At 60.1% G+C, this 16,913-nt stretch carries 13 protein-coding genes and 5 pseudogenes; 9 read left to right on the top strand and 9 right to left on the bottom strand.

Annotated features, from left to right (window positions below; genetic code table 11):
- Positions 1-4: 4 nt before the first annotated feature.
- The 5 genes and pseudogenes from HB777_39535 to HB777_39515 form a co-directional block, all read right to left on the bottom strand.
- Positions 5-1,304 (bottom strand): annotated as a pseudogene (locus tag HB777_39535) (insulinase family protein).
- Positions 1,305-2,279: 975 nt separating this feature from the next.
- Positions 2,280-2,498, bottom strand: coding sequence for a hypothetical protein (locus tag HB777_39530; GenBank protein ID QND69656.1), 219 nt, complete (start codon positions 2,496-2,498; stop codon positions 2,280-2,282).
- Between the two features lie 39 nt (positions 2,499-2,537).
- Positions 2,538-3,167 (bottom strand): long-chain fatty acid--CoA ligase, encoded by a 630-nt coding sequence (locus HB777_39525; protein QND69771.1) that lies wholly within the window; start codon positions 3,165-3,167, stop codon positions 2,538-2,540.
- Positions 3,128-3,767: pseudogene (locus tag HB777_39520) on the bottom strand (hypothetical protein). Before HB777_39520 ends, HB777_39525 begins: the two are co-directional and overlap by 40 nt.
- Positions 3,768-4,383: 616 nt before the next feature.
- Positions 4,384-4,632, bottom strand: coding sequence for a hypothetical protein (locus HB777_39515; GenBank protein QND69655.1), 249 nt, complete (start codon positions 4,630-4,632; stop codon positions 4,384-4,386).
- A 205-nt stretch (positions 4,633-4,837) separates the two neighbouring features.
- Here HB777_39515 and HB777_39510 point away from each other — a divergent pair, with 205 nt between their 5' ends.
- Positions 4,838-5,050, top strand: coding sequence for a cold-shock protein (locus HB777_39510; protein QND69654.1), 213 nt, complete (start codon positions 4,838-4,840; stop codon positions 5,048-5,050).
- Between the two features lie 251 nt (positions 5,051-5,301).
- Here HB777_39510 and HB777_39505 read toward each other — a convergent pair whose 3' ends face one another.
- Complete coding sequence (locus HB777_39505) at positions 5,302-5,772, bottom strand: MucR family transcriptional regulator (protein QND69770.1); 471 nt, start codon at positions 5,770-5,772, stop codon at positions 5,302-5,304.
- A gap of 558 nt (positions 5,773-6,330) precedes the next feature.
- Here HB777_39505 and HB777_39500 point away from each other — a divergent pair.
- From HB777_39500 to HB777_39490, 3 genes are all read left to right on the top strand, one after another.
- On the top strand, positions 6,331-7,419 hold the full coding sequence (locus HB777_39500; protein ID QND69653.1) for a cytochrome-c peroxidase: 1,089 nt from the start codon (positions 6,331-6,333) through the stop codon (positions 7,417-7,419).
- Positions 7,420-7,869: 450 nt separating this feature from the next.
- On the top strand, positions 7,870-8,226 hold the full coding sequence (locus HB777_39495) for a hypothetical protein (protein QND69652.1): 357 nt from the start codon (positions 7,870-7,872) through the stop codon (positions 8,224-8,226).
- Between the two features lie 377 nt (positions 8,227-8,603).
- Positions 8,604-8,777, top strand: a complete 174-nt coding sequence (locus HB777_39490; GenBank protein ID QND69651.1) for a hypothetical protein — start codon at positions 8,604-8,606, stop codon at positions 8,775-8,777.
- 9 nt (positions 8,778-8,786) lie between these two features.
- Here HB777_39490 and HB777_39485 read toward each other — a convergent pair whose 3' ends face one another.
- The 3 genes and pseudogenes from HB777_39485 to HB777_39475 form a co-directional block, all read right to left on the bottom strand.
- The gene (locus tag HB777_39485) at positions 8,787-10,193 is read right to left on the bottom strand and encodes an ATP-binding protein (GenBank protein QND69769.1); all 1,407 of its coding nucleotides are present in this window, start codon (positions 10,191-10,193) and stop codon (positions 8,787-8,789) included.
- A 205-nt stretch (positions 10,194-10,398) separates the two neighbouring features.
- A pseudogene (locus HB777_39480) lies at positions 10,399-10,964 on the bottom strand (PAS domain-containing protein).
- An 81-nt stretch (positions 10,965-11,045) separates the two neighbouring features.
- A pseudogene (locus HB777_39475) lies at positions 11,046-11,222 on the bottom strand (histidine kinase).
- A gap of 802 nt (positions 11,223-12,024) precedes the next feature.
- Here HB777_39475 and HB777_39470 point away from each other — a divergent pair.
- The 5 genes and pseudogenes from HB777_39470 to HB777_39450 all read left to right on the top strand — a co-directional run bounded on the left by HB777_39470 (position 12,025) and on the right by HB777_39450 (position 16,851).
- Positions 12,025-13,110: a hydrogenase small subunit gene (locus HB777_39470; GenBank protein QND69650.1), complete on the top strand. Its 1,086-nt coding sequence runs from the start codon at positions 12,025-12,027 to the stop codon at positions 13,108-13,110.
- A 24-nt stretch (positions 13,111-13,134) separates the two neighbouring features.
- On the top strand, positions 13,135-14,925 hold the full coding sequence (locus tag HB777_39465; GenBank protein ID QND69649.1) for a nickel-dependent hydrogenase large subunit: 1,791 nt from the start codon (positions 13,135-13,137) through the stop codon (positions 14,923-14,925).
- 12 nt (positions 14,926-14,937) lie between these two features.
- Positions 14,938-15,657 carry a Ni/Fe-hydrogenase, b-type cytochrome subunit gene (gene cybH, locus HB777_39460; GenBank protein QND69648.1) on the top strand — a complete coding sequence of 240 codons (720 nt, stop codon included), beginning with the start codon at positions 14,938-14,940 and terminating at the stop codon, positions 15,655-15,657.
- The gene (gene hybD, locus HB777_39455; protein ID QND69647.1) at positions 15,658-16,266 is read left to right on the top strand and encodes a HyaD/HybD family hydrogenase maturation endopeptidase; all 609 of its coding nucleotides are present in this window, start codon (positions 15,658-15,660) and stop codon (positions 16,264-16,266) included.
- Positions 16,267-16,276: 10 nt separating this feature from the next.
- Positions 16,277-16,851 (top strand): annotated as a pseudogene (locus tag HB777_39450) (HupE/UreJ family protein).
- The last annotated feature ends 62 nt before the right edge of the window (positions 16,852-16,913 follow it).

The raw sequence follows: 16,913 nt of genomic DNA, 5'->3' as shown, positions 1-16,913 counted from the left end.
CACATCAATTCTCCGTCTTGGGCAAGAGATAGCCGGTGGTCGAATGGTCGGGCACGAGATAGCGGGCGGCGACGGCCTTCACCTGATCGGCGGTGACCTTGCGGATGCGGTCCGGCCATTCCTGCACATCTTTTACGGTACCGCCGGTGGCAAGCGTCGAGCCATACATGTTGGCGAGGTAGTCCTGCTCGTCTTGGGCGAAGATCACCGAGCGGACATACCGGTCCTTGGCCTTTTCCAGCTCTTCATCGGTCACACCGTCCTTGGCGATGCGGGCGACTTCGGCGTCGGCTGCGGCTTCTAGGTCGGCAAGCCTTGCACCGCCGCGCGGCGAGCCGTAGATGGCGAAGTTGGTGGCATCCAGCATGGTGCCCTGGAAATTGGCGCTGGCCTCGGTGGCTATTCCCTGTTTCACCACCAACTGCTGGTAGAGCCGGCTGCGGGTGCCGCCGCCGAGGATCTCGGCCAGGAGGTCGAGCGCCTCGGCCTCGCCAGGTTCGGCCGTATGATAGGACGGCACCACCCATTGCGTGGAAAAGCGGGGCACCGAAACGCGCGCGTCGGTGAGTGTCACCGTGCGCTTAGTGTTCTGCTCCGGCTCGACCGGCCGGACTCGCGGCTGCTGCTCCGGTCCGCGCGAGAGCTTGCCATACGTCTTCTCGGCCAGCGCCTTCACCGTCTCCGGGTCGACATCGCCCGCCACCACCACAACGGCGTTTGTTGGGGTTATAATATTTGTTGTAGAAGGCGACGGCGTCGACGCGGTTCAGCTGCTCCATCTCTTGCATCCAGCCGATGATCGAGATGCGGTAGGGGTGGTTCTGCCAGAGTGTGGCGTCGACCTCCTCATCCAGCACCGCCTGCGGGTTGGTCTCGATACGCCAACGGCGCTCCTCCAGGATCACGTCGCGCTCGGTCTTGATGACATCGTCGGTGAGGATGAGGTTGCGCATACGGTCGGCCTCGAAGCCCATCATCTGCCCCAGCACCGAGGGCGCCACTCTCTGGTAGAAGGCGGTATAGTCGTAAGAGGTGAAGGCATTGTGCGAGCCGCCGATCTCGGCCACCGCGCGGTTCAGCTCGCCGGCGACGTGATTGGCCGTGGCCTTGAACATCAAATGCTCGAAGAAATGCGCGATGCCGGATTTGCCCGACGGCTCGTCGGCGCTGCCGACCTTGTACCACACCATATGGGTGACGATCGGCGCGCGGTGATCGGGGACGACGACCACCTCCATGCCGTTGTCGAGCAGGAAATCCGTCACCTTGCCGTCGTCGGTGGCGGCCAGAACCGGAGCGGTCATCGCGAAAACCAAGGCGGTCTCAATGAATGCCCTGCGCAGCCACCGAGACGGAAGTTTGGTGGATGGCTCCGGTTGTGGTGGCCGGACGATCGGCAAGGTTCGTGGCAAAGCGATTTCCTCATTTTTAAGGCGCTGCGTCCCCGTCTCCCCGTGTGGGAGAAAGTGGACCGGTAGGCAGCGCCGATCCACCCGAGCCGTCTGCATGTTGCCAGGCCTTGCTCGAGCCTCATCTTTGGATGCGTCCGGGAGACGTGCGGCCTTATTTTTTGGTGAGGTGATCATGGGACGGCTTCTCCTTGGTCCGTGACGCGTTTGCGGATGACCGCGCACGTGCCGTGCCAAATGAGAAAACCGTTTCGGCAATGTGATAAATCGGGCTCTGCTATGTTGCGTATCCGACATTGTCGGACATCGGACGGCGCCGAACGCGAAGCGCTTGCGGCTTGGGACGATATCTTGCTCGTGCGGAAGACGATTGAGCGTGCTGCCGCGGCGGGGGATAAAATGCGCCTCGAACTGGCCGCGGCACTGAGAGGGTTGGAATCGAGACGATGGTGGTCGACGCAGAACGCTGTCCTCGACAGGCAGGCCAGGGTCGACGCTGAACGAGCAGAGGAGTCAGGAGCCTGGCCGGTTAGGAAGGAAGGTGGCCGCCAGGCTATTCGCAGTGGAGGTGGCGGAGAGGCGAGGGGGAGCTCGGCAGGCCGGAGTCAAGGAGGCCGCTCAAGGGCACCTGGCGAGAGCGTGGCGTTGCAGGGTCTGGCCTCGGCAGCGTGCTTGATCAGTTGCCAGAGCTGTCCAAAGCTATCGGGGATCGTGAGGCAATGTGTGTACACCTCCCGACAAGATCGCGCGGCTGCTAGACGCTGGGCCGCGCACCCAAGCCGACAGAGAGCGCCTTCCGTTTTGAAAAACCCACAAAACAAGGTAGCGCCGGGAGGTGCTCCTGGCGTGCTTCCTATCGGCGTGCCTTCTTCAATGTCCGGAGCAGACCACGTAACCGCAATCGCCGTCCTCAAGGACGCTGAGATATTGCGGCTTGTTGACCATATATCGGCGCATCCGAGGACGAAGGGCCTTGCGCGACGCCCTTTGCTGATCCCGCCGGGCAACCGCAGGCTGCAACTCGTCGAGATAAAGGCGATCGACGCGGCCGGACGGCGATTGGTGGGGCGGCATGAGCAGCGCGCTCAATATTACGCTTCTCGTCCAAAATCTGAATTCGCGACAGAATCACAGGCGATAGCCTCCGAACCTTTCGCCGAGGCCGGGTTCGTATGGCACCGTCACAGCCGCATTCATCTTGAATCGCAAGTTCACCTGTGGCCGTAAAAGAACCCAGTCATCGCGCAACGCCCCGCTTGATCGCGCATCGCGCTCTTTCAGAATAGAGTGCTGGATTTTGCCCAACGCCGTTCGCGGCAATTCGTTCGTGAAAATAAACTCGCGCGGGACTTTGAAACGGGCGACCTGGGACTGCACATAGGCAGCCAGTGCTTCTGCTTCGATCCGAGCCCCCGCCCGCCTGATCACGTAGGCGACAGGTACTTCGTGCCAGCGCGGATCCGGCCGGCCGACGACAGCGCATTCTGCGACATCGGGGTGCTCGTCAAGCACACGCTCGACTTCCGCCGGATAGATGTTTTCTCCGCCGGAAATGATCAGGTTCTTTTTGCGATCACGGACCCAAAAATAACCGTCGGCATCGCGGTGACCGAGATCGCCACTGCGATACCATCCCTCATGCTGCGCCTCTCGGGTCGCTTGTTGATCGCGCCAATATCCATAGAAGACGTTGGGGCCCCGCACCGCTATTTCTCCTGTCACGCCTGGCGGCAACTCCTTGCCAGCGTCGTCGATAATCGTGGCTTCGCAGCATCTCCGAAATACCGCTGCGCCTCACTGAGTGAATGCACAATGGCGTGTTCCAATGCATCGAGGTCGCGCACGATCCGCATGCCCTTGCCGCCGCCGCCGGCGGATGGCTTCACCAGCAAAGGCGCTCCAATGGACCGTGCGCGCGAAATGAACGTTGCTGGATCATCCTCCTCGATCGCCGAAGGCGCGACGGGAAAGCCATTCCGCTGAACGAACTTGCGGGCCTGGATCTTGTCGCCCATCAATTCGATATTCTCTGGAGTAGGCCCAATGAACACGATGCCGGCCTCCAACACCTTGCGAGCAAATTCCGCATTCTCCGACAAAAATCAATAGCCCGGGTGAATCGCCCCGGCGTTCACCTCGTGGGCGGCAGCGATGAGCGGTATCGAGATAGGCCGCGACCGGTGTGCGACCGCTTGTGGGAACCGCCACGTCGGCCATTGAGACGGCTGGCGTCCCCGCATCGAGATCGTGGTAGACAATTGCAGAGCGCAGCTCCAGCTCGCGCAGCGTCTTGATGATTCGTACGGCGATCTCGCCTCTATTGGCGATCAGAACTGTATCAAAGGGTAATTTTCGCATTATCCTGTTTTTCCAGGAACAGGGCTGGGGCTAGTATTGTCGTTGTTCGCAGTTTAGGTGGCGGCCTACCTCAAGGCGTTGGGTCAATCATCGAGATAGATGCTGCCATTCGAGAGCCGAAATCGCACGGTGTTTGCATAGCCATTTTCGGCAACGGAAATGGACTTCGCTCATTACAGCCTGGCGCAGCCAGGATCGGGCGCAGCCCCGATTGGAAGGCAGAACATCTGATGCTTCGCCATCTGCGAAAGTGCCGAAAACACACTTTGCAGTTTGGGCAGTTTGGATCGGAATTTTTTCTCTTCTCCGTTCAGTCGTCGGAACAAGCTAACAATTTCCGCCGATCGGGTTCTTCGGTGCTGGGTGGTCAAGTGGGCGACAAAGAGGGGCCTTTTGCGTGGGCGCCATGCCGAGTGCGCTATTCACTGATGTCCGTGTGGCATTGAACGTTTCCTTTTCCGATCGGGGCGGCGATGCTGGAAAGGTGAGGAGTTGCAGCCGCCGCCGGCTGAGGGGGCGACGGAATTTTGCACACGCCATGCAGGCAGTTTTTGCGCGCTGGTGAGCCGACGAACAGATCGATGCCTTCTAACCGGGACCGGCTCTAAGCTCAAGGCTATGATGCCAACAACAGCCTGACCCTGGTCAATTTCAGATGTGCCAACCGCCGCGCCGGATAATGGAACATCTCTTGGGTGCTTTCTATAACAAACACCAGGGTCATCAGATCAAGCAGGAAGTCGTCGATCGCTTGGGCGATTGTTTGCGACTTATCGTCCAACTGATCCAGCAAAACGCGCGCCCTATCGATCGCATCCGCGCTGGCCGCATCGATTAACGCCTCGATCCTTTTGAAACAATCCAATTCCGAACTCCTTCAAGCCTCGCCAGGGTTATGCACCAAGGTGGCGACGTGAACCACCCGGCCGTTGACCCAGTGGCGCGAGCCACCATCAGCAGATCGAGCCGGGCCCCGCAATTTTTCGTTTTTGCTTTGCCTAAAGTCTCGGCTATGTATCGGACTGGCCTAACGGCCTGCCCACGTTGCAATTGTACAAAGGAATACGCATATGGCGACCGGAACAGTGAAGTGGTTTAACAGCAGCAAGGGATTTGGATTTATCCAGCCCGACAATGGCGGTCAGGATGTTTTCGTCCACATTTCCGCTGTCGAGCGCGCGGGGCTCTCAACCCTCACTGACGGCCAGAAGATCAACTATGAGATCGAACAGGACCGCCGCACTGGCAAGTCATCCGCTGGCAGCCTCAGCAAAGCTGGCTGATTTTTCGGCTGCGTCCCGCAAGAGCCGGAAGCACGCGGCGCGTCCCGGATGGGCTGACCCACTCGACAAGAGTGGACGAGAACATGGCTTGACCGGAGATTCGGTCAGCAGATTGCTGCAAACCGTCGCGAATTCCTGAAACCAGGCTGTCTGGAAAGACAAGGCGGGGTTGCTCCCCCCGCCTTTTCATATTACGCGCAGATCATGCCAATGGCAGCAGCACACTCCAAAACGAATCTCGGTTGCCGGAATTAAGCCGTGACCTTCTTGCGGGTCCGTTTCGCCGGCGCTGGCGCCGGCGTTTCCGGCTCCTTCGGTTTGCGGCCGAGCCCCATCGTCTTGGCCAATGCCGAGCGCGCCGCGGCGTAGTTCGGGGCGACCATGGGATAATCCGCCGGCAGGCCCCATTTGGCGCGATATTCGTCCGGCGTCAGCCCGTAGTGGGTCGACAGATGGCGCTTTAGCGATTTGAATTTCTTCCCGTCCTCAAGGGAGATCATGTAGTCGGGTGTCACCGACTTCTTGATCGGGACTGCAGGCTTAAGGACCGCCGGCTCTTCTGCGGAGACGCTTCCGGCCGTGCCTTTCAGAGCCGCATGCACTTGGCCGATCAGAGCAGGGAGGTCCCCTACCGGAACCGGATTGTTGGAGACATAGGCTGAGACCACATCGGCTGTGAGCTCGATGAGGGTGTCGATGTTTTTGTCGGCTTCTTCTGTCATGAAAATCTCCGGGCGGCTTGAAACATAGTCGGCGAAGCGTCGCTTCATAGTGGGGGTTGCCGCTGAACGCAACAATTGTCTCGACAGGATTATTGCGATGCTCATCCCAGCATCGAGGTCTATAGCGCCGCATCCCACCGTCATGCACGTTGATCCGCCCGGTGTTGGCTGTCCCGTAACTGGGTCGGAGTTTGCTTTGAAGCTCGATCCCCTCCGTTTGAATTTTGCAAAATGAAAAAGCCGAAGGTGTTCCGCGCCGCTGAAGGTTTCGTACGTCATCGGATACACGGCTTCGACCTTCATGGTCTCCAATGATGCTTGCCGCCTTGGCATTGTTATGGTGATCGTCGCCACGCCCCAAGGAACCAACCAGGCCGTCAGCGCGAGCAAATTGCGATGGCGCCGGCCACGTGTTGGGATCCACGGTCGCAGCGATGAACACAGCCTGGTGGCGGCTTCCGCCATTCGATCGCAGACCCGATCGAAGTCTGGCCGTCAGGCCCGGTCCTCTCCCGCCGTTGATCTAGCGCAGGGCGTTCACGAACCGCATATCCCACAATGGCGTCCGTGCACAACGCTCGGAGATCATTTATGAAAATGCTATTCACTACGATGGCTGTCGCCTTGCCGGCAGCCATCGCTTTTGCTGCAGAACCGATCCCCGCCGACCTCAGAGAAACGGCACTGGCCACTTTCAAGGCTTTGCCATCCACCACGCCGGCAGTCGCCAACCACCCGATCACACTGGAAAAGATCGCCCTCGGCAAGGCATTGTTCTTCGATCCCCGTGTCTCGGCGTCAGGTGTCTTCTCGTGCAACTCGTGCCACAACTTGGCGACTGGGGGCGACGACAATCTTGAAACCTCGATCGGCCATGGTTGGCAGAAGGGACCGCGCAACGCGCCGACGGTACTGAACGCTGTCTTTAACATCGCGCAGTTCTGGGATGGTCGCGCCGAAGACCTGAAGGCTCAGGCCAAGGGACCGGTCCAAGCCGGTGTCGAAATGGCCAACACTCCGGGTCAAGTCATCGCGACGCTCAAGTCGATGCCGCAATATGTCGATTGGTTCAATGCAGCTTTCCCCGGTGAGGCCGATCGCGTCACCTTCGACAACTTAGCCAAGGCAGTTGAAGCCTTTGAGGCGACACTGGTCACGCCGGCGCCCTTCGATGCTTTCCTCAATGGCGATGACGCCGCCATGACTTCCGAACAGAAACAGGGGCTGGCGCTTTTCATGGACAAAGGCTGCTCGTCCTGCCATGCCGGCATCAACGTTGGCGGGGAGGACTATTACGCATTCGGCCTTATTGAAAAGCCCAGCGCCGAGGTACGGCCGGAAAACGACAAGGGCCGCTTTGCCGTCACCAATTCAGCCGACGATTCCTTTGTTTTCCGCGTGGCGCCGCTGCGCAACGTGGCACTCACCGCGCCCTATTTTCATTCGGGCAAGGTTTGGGATCTGAAACAGGCCGTGGCTATTATGGGCACCACCCAGCTCGGCGAAGAGTTGAAGGCCGAAGAAGTCGACCTGCTCGTTGCCTTCCTTAACTCGCTGACCGGAAAGGTACCCGAGGTCGTCTTGCCTATCTTACCCGCCAAAACTGCGACAACGCCTCGACCTGCATCGCAGATCTTAGGGAAATAAATGGCCGGAGCTGGCTACGGAAAGTCGCAATCAAGAATGATTGCGACCATTACTGGGACGAGACGGATCGCGACCTCTTTAAGAAGGCAATGCCTGGCATGATCCCAAAGTGCAGACAATGCTTCCGTCGCCAACTCGTTGCGATGGCATCATGTTAGGTATCTGGCGCGAGTCAGATTAAAGGGCTTCGAAAAGTTGGAGGATTGTCGCAGATACTACAACAAGGAGCGCCCATATGGGACGATAGGGCACAAGGCTCCGATCGCCTGTCTCAGTCAGTGCCAAATTCAACGGCGTTTCACCGCCCAGTTCCGCTAATTCCCCCCACAACCACCTGTTCGCTTTGCCAGAAGCTCTCTTGACTAATTGGCTGCGATGTACAGGGATTTCCCGAGAGCTTAGTCTCACACTGTGCAAGGGCCTGCTACGGCTGAGGGAGGGGAGGGCTGCTTGGACGAGCACGATCCGAAGGAAGAGCTGATCGAGACGATTTTCCGCAATGGCACAATCACTGTCGTGGGCATCCTGCTTGCCTTTTCGCTCGGCTTCGTCACGCATTGGGCGGCGAACCCCGTGCCATGGCGGCTCTACGACCTATTCGCCGTTGTGCCGATCCTGGTCGGCATCGCGTTGCAGATGCGGGCGCTGTCCAAGCTGCTCGACATGAGTTCGCTGCGCCGACCCATCTACGAACGCGCCAACCGCATCTTCATGGCCGGCCTCATCCTGACCGCGTGCGGCGTCGGGCTGGCCATCCTGCTCGATGTCTTCGAGATGTCAGCGAAGGGCACGCTGCCCGGCGCTTAACGGCCTGTCACTGCGCTTTGGCGCTCCGCTCATCGCTGTCGTCGATTCTTGCATCCGTTGCAGGTCCGGCATCTTGGCAGTGTCGCACCATTTGACGCCGATTCTTACCGCTGGCCTTGGTTTCGCCGGCCGCCGGCACCACGTGATCGTGGGCGCGCAGCGACACATCGCAAACCGCCGAACCCATCACGCGATTTGCGGTTGTCGATGCACGCGCCAAGCTCTGGGAACGACTTGGGTCAGCCTCAGTAGCGCCGCGGCCGGCTGCCCATGGCCGAAAGCGTCAGGGAACTCGACAAGGTCATCGGCGAGACAAACAAGCGCAAGATGACTCTCGACATTCTGCGGACCGCCAAGCGTCCGATGTCGACCGCCGAATGCGCGCAGGAGTTCGCAACGAGGCACGGGTGTCCGGGGACGATCCGCGCGCCGTCACCATCATCGGCAAGCGCCTGTCTCCGATCCTTAGCACCCTCGAGAAAGCCGGACGCGTCGGACTGAACCGCGAGGGTGACTGGGCCGAGGACCGCATCGACCGTCGCCCGATTTGACTGAGGATTTCAGAGGGCGAGCATGGTGTCGGGCGTCAGCAACACAATTCGCCCGTCCTCCTTGGCACGCTCTTGGACACCTGCCTTGAAACCGGTGCGCGCGTATAGGACGAAGTGGCGATCTTCTACGCCACGACCATAGTCGGTTCTTCCGGCGCGCTCGATCAGTGTCGCGAGGACATCCGCCCCGATCATTCCGCGGCGCCACTTGCACTCGCCGTATAGCATCGATCCGTCCAGCAAGCGTCCGGCTACGTCAATGTCATATTCGGCACCCCAGATTTGACCGATCTCCTGGGCCGGAGACGGAAGAGCCTCCTGCGCATGGCGGCGGGCGTGCCCTCGGCAGATTTCCTCGAACGCGCCGCCCATATACTCGTCCAGCCGCGGCACCACTTGGTGCCGCCAAATCTCGGGACCGAAGCCCTGCATCACACTTGACATGTTCGGCCGAACGAACCGATGCCAGAAGGCAACAAGCGGATCGTCCACGAAGTAACGCGTGTCCCGTGACTTGGGGTTGGCGTCGAGGGAATGTACGGTCCGAACCAGCCGCATGCGCTCGAGCCGCTTCATGTAGGGGCTCAGCGAAACGGAATCCTTGATGTCCCGGAGACGGCCGCCGATTTCCCCGAGTTTGGTGCAGCCGTCCGCGATCGCCGCCAGGATGCTGGCGTAGCGTTGGGTCTCCCGAAGTTCCGATTGGAGCAGGACGTTCGGCTCGTCTACCACCGCCCCAGTATCGGCGAGCAGCAAATTGGTGACGTTCTCCTCGAGACTTGCGCTTGGATCGCAGAGCCTTAGGTAAAAGGGGATACCACTGAAGATGGCATAGGCAAGGATACGATCCACAGCAGGGTAATCCGGGAAGAACCCGGCCGCGTCCCGCAGCGGCAGCGCCTTGACTTCCAGGGGTAGGGTTTGGCGCCCGTAGAGTGAATTCCTCTCGGCCAACAGATCCTCCATCTGGGCAATCATCGACCCGCAGAGCACCAAGTTCAGCTTGCCCTCGGCGCCGACGACCGCGTCCCAGAATTTTTGGATGATCGATGGCAGGGCCTGATCGCCCTCGACAAGGTAGGGGAATTCGTCCAGGACAACGATCAGCCCAAGCGTTCCCTCGGCCTTACGCGCGAGGTATGTCAGCACGCTCAGCCAATCGCCGAGGCCGTCCAACAGGGGATCGGCGCCGAGCGAGCGGGCGATTTCCGCTTTGAAGCCCTCCAGATTCAGAGTGGGGGTGACACGCGTCGCTTGATAGAGAACGTGGGGACGGTCCTTGGCAGCTTCCTTGAGCAGCGCGGACTTCCCGATCCGGCGCCGTCCATATACCACGAGCAAAGAGGGCCTAGCGAGGGAGAATTCCTTGCGGAGGCGGGAGAGCTCTTGAGCGCGACCTACGAATATTAGTGTAATCCTGATTACGGTAATCAAGGTTACACTAACCGAGTGCCAAAGCAAGGGCGGTCAGGCAGCTTGGTAAGTACAAAGCACCAAAGCCGGGACAGGCCACTGGAAAGACACCGCTTTCAAAGCGCCAAAATCCCGGCCGATGGGTCCGCTGGGCCTGGTTGGTCGAGGAGGACTACGGCCAGAAAGGCAGATCGCCTTCTGGCCGATCCAGCCGGGACTCGACCGTTTCGCGGATCGCCCGCGGATCGGAATTGGCTCGCGATGCCTGCCAGACGATCGACTGCACCGTTGCCAGCGTGTTCTTCACTCGATGGTTCAATTCGTCGATGAGCATTTTGGATTGCGCCTGCTCCTCCTTGTGTCTGGTCAGATCGACAAAGGAGGTAAAATACTGGACGATGGCGCCGCTCTTGTCGTGGACAGGACTGGCGAAGACCCGCCCAGAACTCGCTGCCATCCTTGCGCCTGTAAAGGATTTCCGTGCCCGCCTCCGCATTGGCTTCGAACTCGAGCTTGATGCGTTTCAGCGCCCCGGCGTCGTGCCGTTCGCCATGAGGAAATTGAAGTGCCGACCGAGGACCTCTTCCCTGACGTATCCGGTCATGCCGAGGGAGGCGTCATTGGCAAAAATGATGGGATTGCCGGGTTCTTTTGCGTCGGTGAAAACCATGTGTTGTCTCGGCGACAACGACGAACGGCCCAGTCGTCCTGGAAGCCCTCGACTTCGGCTTCGGCGTTCTTCTGCTCTTCGGACTTGGCGACTACGCTGGACATATTGACTAGATCCCGCGCCTTGGCGCGATCCAACCGGACGCCGGACCTGCGCCCACGGCTCCCGCCACCGGATGGATCACGCTACGCCGCCCGCGACACGCGCGAGGTGAACGTTGCCCTTGTCATCGACACGCTGGTGCCGTTCTTGTCGCTGATGACCTCGATGTTGGCCTCCAGCTGCTTGACCAGCGCCTCGACAATGGCGGTTCCCAGGCCCGCACTGGCGACGATGCTGGCGGGCTTGCCGGCGCCATTGTCTTGCCGTGATGCACGTAACCCCTGGCTTCTGCCGCAGTCGCACGGGTGCCGTTCTGGTCGCGGCCTTGAATGCATCGCGGCACGATACGTTCGACGCTGAACCGGCCGTGAGGGCGAGGGGGCCACAAACGCAAGACGGTTCGCGGCGAGATACAACGGCAGTCGGCGCGTTGTGTTGATGTTGGGCTAGCAATTGCGAGCGAAGAATTCCGGCATTCGGCAGCAACGGCCATCCGGCACCGTACCTGCTCTACCCCCAAAGTACCGAAAGCGGTGCCGCCTGGAGGCGCTCTCCGAATGGGACAATCTTATCGTGGTCTAATAGCACCACTCCAGAGACAAAACGGTCTCCGCATGCGTCTGCCAGCATTCGCAAGCCCTTGAAATCTGAGCTTGTGACTGTGGTTCGGGCGCAGACATGGCCCTTCGCGCCTGCTGTGGACTTCCAATGCTTGGCCGAGGTTCCTCGAACTATCTCGCATCCAGGGCTCCTCGCAAAGGCGTGAGCCGAGGCGTATGCCCTAATTCATCTTGAGCTTTCGCCACTGGGGCTTAGGGCCGCCTTGGGTAACCGGGTGCAGCTATTGGCTTCCGTTTGAATCGTGACTACGCGAGCTGGCGCTGCGACCCGGTAGCGGACCCCCCAACGTCCGCGGTGGGGTCGGAAACAGCATTATCCCGAACCGGGTGATTATCCCTCTGACCCCTACTAAATTGGTCCGCTTCTTGCAGCAAGCATTTCTGGCAGAGCCCGGGGTCTATCCGGGCGACGCGATGGGGATGAAATTGCTGGAGGAGCAAAATGGCAGCTGCCCAAACCTTGTATGACGTCATTCGTCGCCAGGGGATCACCCGGCGCAGTTTCACCAAGTTCTGCAGCCTGACGGCCGCGAGCCTCGGTTTCGGCCCGGGTGCCGCGACAGCGATGGCTGAAGCACTCGAAACCAAGGAACGCGTTCCCGTCATCTGGATGCATGGGCTCGAATGCACCTGCTGTTCGGAGAGCTTCATCCGCTCGGCCCATCCGCTCGTCAAAGACGTCGTGCTGTCGATGATCTCGCTCGACTATGACGATACGATTATGGCGGCCGCCGGCCATCAAGCGGAGGCGATTCTCAAAGAGACGAAGGAGAAGTACAAAGGCAAGTACATCCTCGCCGTCGAGGGCAATCCGCCGCTCAACGAGGACGGCATGTTCTGCATCGACGGCGGCAAACCCTTCGTTGAGAAGCTGAAGTGGATGGCCGAGGATGCCATGGCGATTATCGCCTGGGGCGCCTGCGCCTCTTGGGGCTGCGTCCAGGCGGCCAAGCCGAATCCGACCCGGGCGACAGCGATCGACAAGGTCATCCTCGACAAGCCGATCATTAAGGTACCAGGCTGTCCCCCGATCGCGGAGGTGATGACCGGGGTAGTCACCTTCATCACGACCTTCGGCAAGCTGCCGGACCTCGACCGGCAGGGCCGGCCCAAGATGTTCTATTCGCAGCGCATCCACGACAAATGCTACCGCCGACCACATTTCGATGCGGGCCAGTTTGTCGAGGAGTGGGACGATGAGGGCGCACGCAAGGGCTTTTGTCTCTACAAGATGGGCTGCAAGGGCCCGACCACCTATAATGCCTGCTCTACCGTGCGCTGGAACGGTGGCGTTTCCTTCCCGATCCAGTCAGGCCACGGCTGCATCGGCTGCTCGGAAGACGGCTTCTGGGACAACGGCAGCTTCTATGACCGGCTGACGAACCTCCACCAGTTCGGCGTCGAGGCCAACGCCGACAAGGTCGGCATGACCGCCGCCGGCATCGTGGGTGGTGCAATCGCCGCTCATGCTGCGGTGACCGCCTTCAAGCGCGTGACCACCAAGCGCGAAAAAGCCGACGCATCATAATCACTCTCGGCGAGGAACAGCATTGTGACAATTCAGACACCCAACGGCTTCACACTGGACAATTCGGGCAAGCGCATCGTCGTCGATCCCGTCACCCGCATCGAGGGACATATGCGGGTGGAGGTCAATGTCGACGAAAACAACATCATCCGGAATGCGGTCTCGACGGGCACCATGTGGCGCGGCATCGAAGTCATCCTAAAGAACCGCGACCCCCGCGACGCATGGGCCTTCACGGAGCGCATCTGCGGCGTCTGCACCGGCACGCATGCGCTGACCTCTGTACGCGCGGTCGAGAATGCGCTCGGCATCACCATCCCGGACAATGCCAATTCGATCCGCAACCTGATGCAGCTGGCGCTGCAGGTTCATGACCATGTCGTGCACTTCTACCATCTTCATGCGCTCGACTGGGTGGACGTGATCTCTGCGATCTCGGCCGATCCGAAGGCGACCTCCGCGCTCGCGCAGTCCGCGTCCGACTGGCCGCTTTCCTCTCCAGGCTATTTCAAAGACATCCAGACCCGGCTTAAGAAATTCGTCGAGTCAGGCCAGCTCGGACCCTTCAAGAACGGCTATTGGGGCAATGCATCCTACAAGCTGCCGCCGGAGGCCAATCTCATGGCGGTGGCGCATTATCTGGAGGCGCTCGACTTCCAGAAGGAGATCGTCAAGATCCACACGATCTTCGGCGGCAAGAACCCGCATCCAAACTGGCTGGTTGGCGGGGTACCGTGTCCGATCAATATCGACGGTACTGGTGCGGTCGGCGCGATCAACATGGAACGGCTTAACATGGTCACCTCGATCATCGACCAGATTATCGAGTTCAATGACAAGGTATACGTTCCCGACATCATGGCCATCGGCTCCTTCTACAAGGACTGGCTCTATGGAGGCGGTCTGTCGGGCAAGAACGTGCTAGCCTATGGAGACGTACCCGAGCACGTCAACGACTACTCCGAGGCAAGCCTGAAGCTGCCGCGCGGCGCGATCATCAATGGCAATCTCGCCGAAGCGCTGCCGGTCGACCATGAGGATCCCGAGCAGATCCAGGAATTCGTTACCCATTCCTGGTACAAATATCCCGACGAGACAAAGGGCCTGCATCCCTGGGACGGGGTTACCGAGCCACACTACGAACTCGGCCCCAACGCCAAGGGGACGAAGACCAATATCGAGCAGCTCGACGAGGCCGCTAAATATTCCTGGATCAAGGCGCCGCGCTGGCGCGGCCATGCCATGGAGGTCGGGCCGCTCGCCCGCTGGGTCGTCGGCTACGCCCAGAACAAGGCGGAGTTCAAGGACCCGGTCGAAAAGGTGCTCAAGGATCTCGGCCTTCCGGTTTCAGCCCTCTTCTCGACACTCGGCCGCACGGCAGCCCGTGCGCTTGAATCGAGCTGGGCCGGCCACCAGATGCGCTATTTCCGGAACAAGCTGATTGCCAATATGAAGGCCGGCGACTTCTCTACGGCCCATGTCGACAAGTGGAAGCCGGAAACCTGGCCCAAGGAGGTCAAGGGCGTCGGCTTTACCGAGGCCCCGCGCGGCGCGCTCGCGCACTGGATCAAAATCAAGGACGGCAAGATCGACAACTACCAGTGCGTCGTGCCCACCACATGGAACGGCAGCCCCCGCGATCCGGCAGGAAATATTGGCGCCTTCGAGGCTTCGTTGATGGATACGCCGATGTCGGACCCCACCCAACCGCTCGAAATCCTCAGGACCATCCATTCCTTCGATCCGTGCCTAGCATGCTCGACGCATGTCATGAGCCCGGACGGTCAGGAAATGGCCAAGGTTCAGGTCCGGTGAGGAGGATAAGTCATGACTATCCATGAAACTCTCGCAGCCGCCGACGCCCACGGCGAAAAGGCCGTCGAGCGCCACAGCATCTATGTTTACGAAGCCCCGGTGCGCATCTGGCACTGGGTCAACGCCGTCTCGATCCTGACGCTCGCGCTAACCGGCTATTTCATCGGCTCGCCGCTGCCTTCCATGCCGGGCGAGGCCATCGCCAATTTCGTTATGGGGTATATCCGCTTCATCCACTTCGCGGCGGGGCAGGTCCTTGCTGTGTTCCTTATCCTCAGGGTCTACTGGGCCTTTGTCGGCAATATCCATGCCCGCCAGATCTTCTATGTGCCCTTCTGGAGCGGCCGCTTCTGGAAGGAATGGCTGCATGAGTTGCGGTGGTACATGTTCTTAGCCCGGCAGCCGAAGTATGTCGGTCACAATCCTCTTTCCCAGTTCACCATGTTCCTGATGTTCACCCTGCCGCTCTTCTTCATGGTGATCACCGGCTTTGCGCTCTATAGCGAGGGTGCCGGCCGCGACGGCTGGGAATATGCGCTCTTCGGCTGGGTGTTCTCGATCTGGCCCAACAGCCAGGACATCCACACATTCCACCATCTCGGCATGTGGGTAATCCTCGTCTTCGTCATGGTGCACATTTATGTGGCGATCCGCGAGGACATCATGAGCCGACAGAGCATCATCTCGTCGATGATTTCCGGCGAACGGCTCTTCAAGGACAGGCAGGACTAGATGGTCGCCCCAAGTCCCTTGGCCTCTTCGCCTTCCCCGCGGATTCTCGTGCTTGGCATAGGCAATATCCTCTGGGCCGATGAAGGCTTCGGCGTGCGCGCGGTGGAAACCTTCCACAAGGCGTATCGGGTGCCTGACAACGTCACCGTCCTCGATGGCGGCACGCAGGGGCTCTATCTCGTGCAGTTCGTCAATGAACACGATCGTTTGATCGTGTTCGACGCCATCGACTACGGCCTCGAGCCGGGCACGATGAAGATCGTGGAAGACGACGAGGTGCCGAAATTTACTGGCGCCAAGAAGATGAGCCTGCATCAGACCGGCTTCCAGGAGGTGCTGAGCGCCGCTGACCTCATGGGGCACTATCCCGATCGACTGGTTCTCATCGGGTGCCAGCCGCTGGATCTCGAGGACTGGGGCGGCCCGCTGACGACGCCGGTCAAGGCAGTCATACCGCGCGTAATCGAAACGGCAGTAGAAATATTGCGGGACTGGGGCGTCGTCGTCACTGCGCGACCGGAATTAGCAGCGGTTCCGCCACTACTTGAAAACGACATCGATTTCGAACGTTACGAGCGCCGAGCCGAATCGGCCGCATTGCGCTATTGAGGAGGATATCATGAATTTTCGTAGGGTTGCGGCGACGCTCGTCGCGATGGCGCTACCGGGCATCGCCCACGCGCATGTCGGCCTTCACACCGACGGCGCGCTTGCCGGCTTCAGCCATCCGTCAGCGGTCTCGATCATATCCTGGCGATGGTCGCGGTCGGCTTCTGGGCCTTGACGCTGGGCGGTAAAGCCCGATGGATCGTTCCCTTGGCCTTCGTGACGGTCATGGCGGTGGGGGGCGCCCTGGGCATATACGGCCTCGCTTTTCCAATGGTGGAAACCGGGATCGCGCTGACTGTCGCCCTGCTCGGTCTGCTGGTTGCTTTCGAAGTGAAGGTTTCAACGTCGGTCGCGGCGACGGTGGTTGGAATATGCGCGCTCTTCCATGGCCATGCCCATGGCACCGAACTTCCGGCGATGACGCATGCGGGCGGATATGTGGCGGGCTTCATTGCTGCCACGGTCATCCTGCATCGCACCGGTTTCTGCCTGGCCTTGTTGAGGTTCGGCAACGCCCGGCGAGTTGCCGCGCGGACCGCCGGCGTGGCCATTGCCCTTGCCGGTGCAGTCCTGCTGGCCGGCTGAACTTCTCCCAGGGCTGAGGCCGGTCGGGAGTCCGTGTGGGCACCCTGCGTACCGCGGCTCCC

Origin of the sequence: Mesorhizobium loti (assembly GCA_014189435.1) — a bacterium.
In the GTDB taxonomy this organism is placed as follows: domain Bacteria; phylum Pseudomonadota; class Alphaproteobacteria; order Rhizobiales; family Rhizobiaceae; genus Mesorhizobium; species Mesorhizobium loti_G.
This window is presented reverse-complemented; position numbering and strand designations above follow the sequence as displayed.

Bases quoted from the DNA above. Each gene is read 5' to 3' on its own strand.
- HB777_39470 (QND69650.1), top strand. From the start codon at position 12,025: ATGGCAGCTGCCCAAACCTTGTATGACGTCATTCGTCGCCAGGGGATC.
- HB777_39500 (QND69653.1), top strand. From the start codon at position 6,331: ATGGCGTCCGTGCACAACGCTCGGAGATCATTTATGAAAATGCTATTC.
- hybD (QND69647.1), top strand. From the start codon at position 15,658: ATGGTCGCCCCAAGTCCCTTGGCCTCTTCGCCTTCCCCGCGGATTCTC.
- HB777_39505 (QND69770.1), bottom strand. From the start codon at position 5,772: ATGACAGAAGAAGCCGACAAAAACATCGACACCCTCATCGAGCTCACA.
- HB777_39490 (QND69651.1), top strand. From the start codon at position 8,604: ATGCGCGCAGGAGTTCGCAACGAGGCACGGGTGTCCGGGGACGATCCG.
- cybH (QND69648.1), top strand. From the start codon at position 14,938: ATGACTATCCATGAAACTCTCGCAGCCGCCGACGCCCACGGCGAAAAG.
- HB777_39510 (QND69654.1), top strand. From the start codon at position 4,838: ATGGCGACCGGAACAGTGAAGTGGTTTAACAGCAGCAAGGGATTTGGA.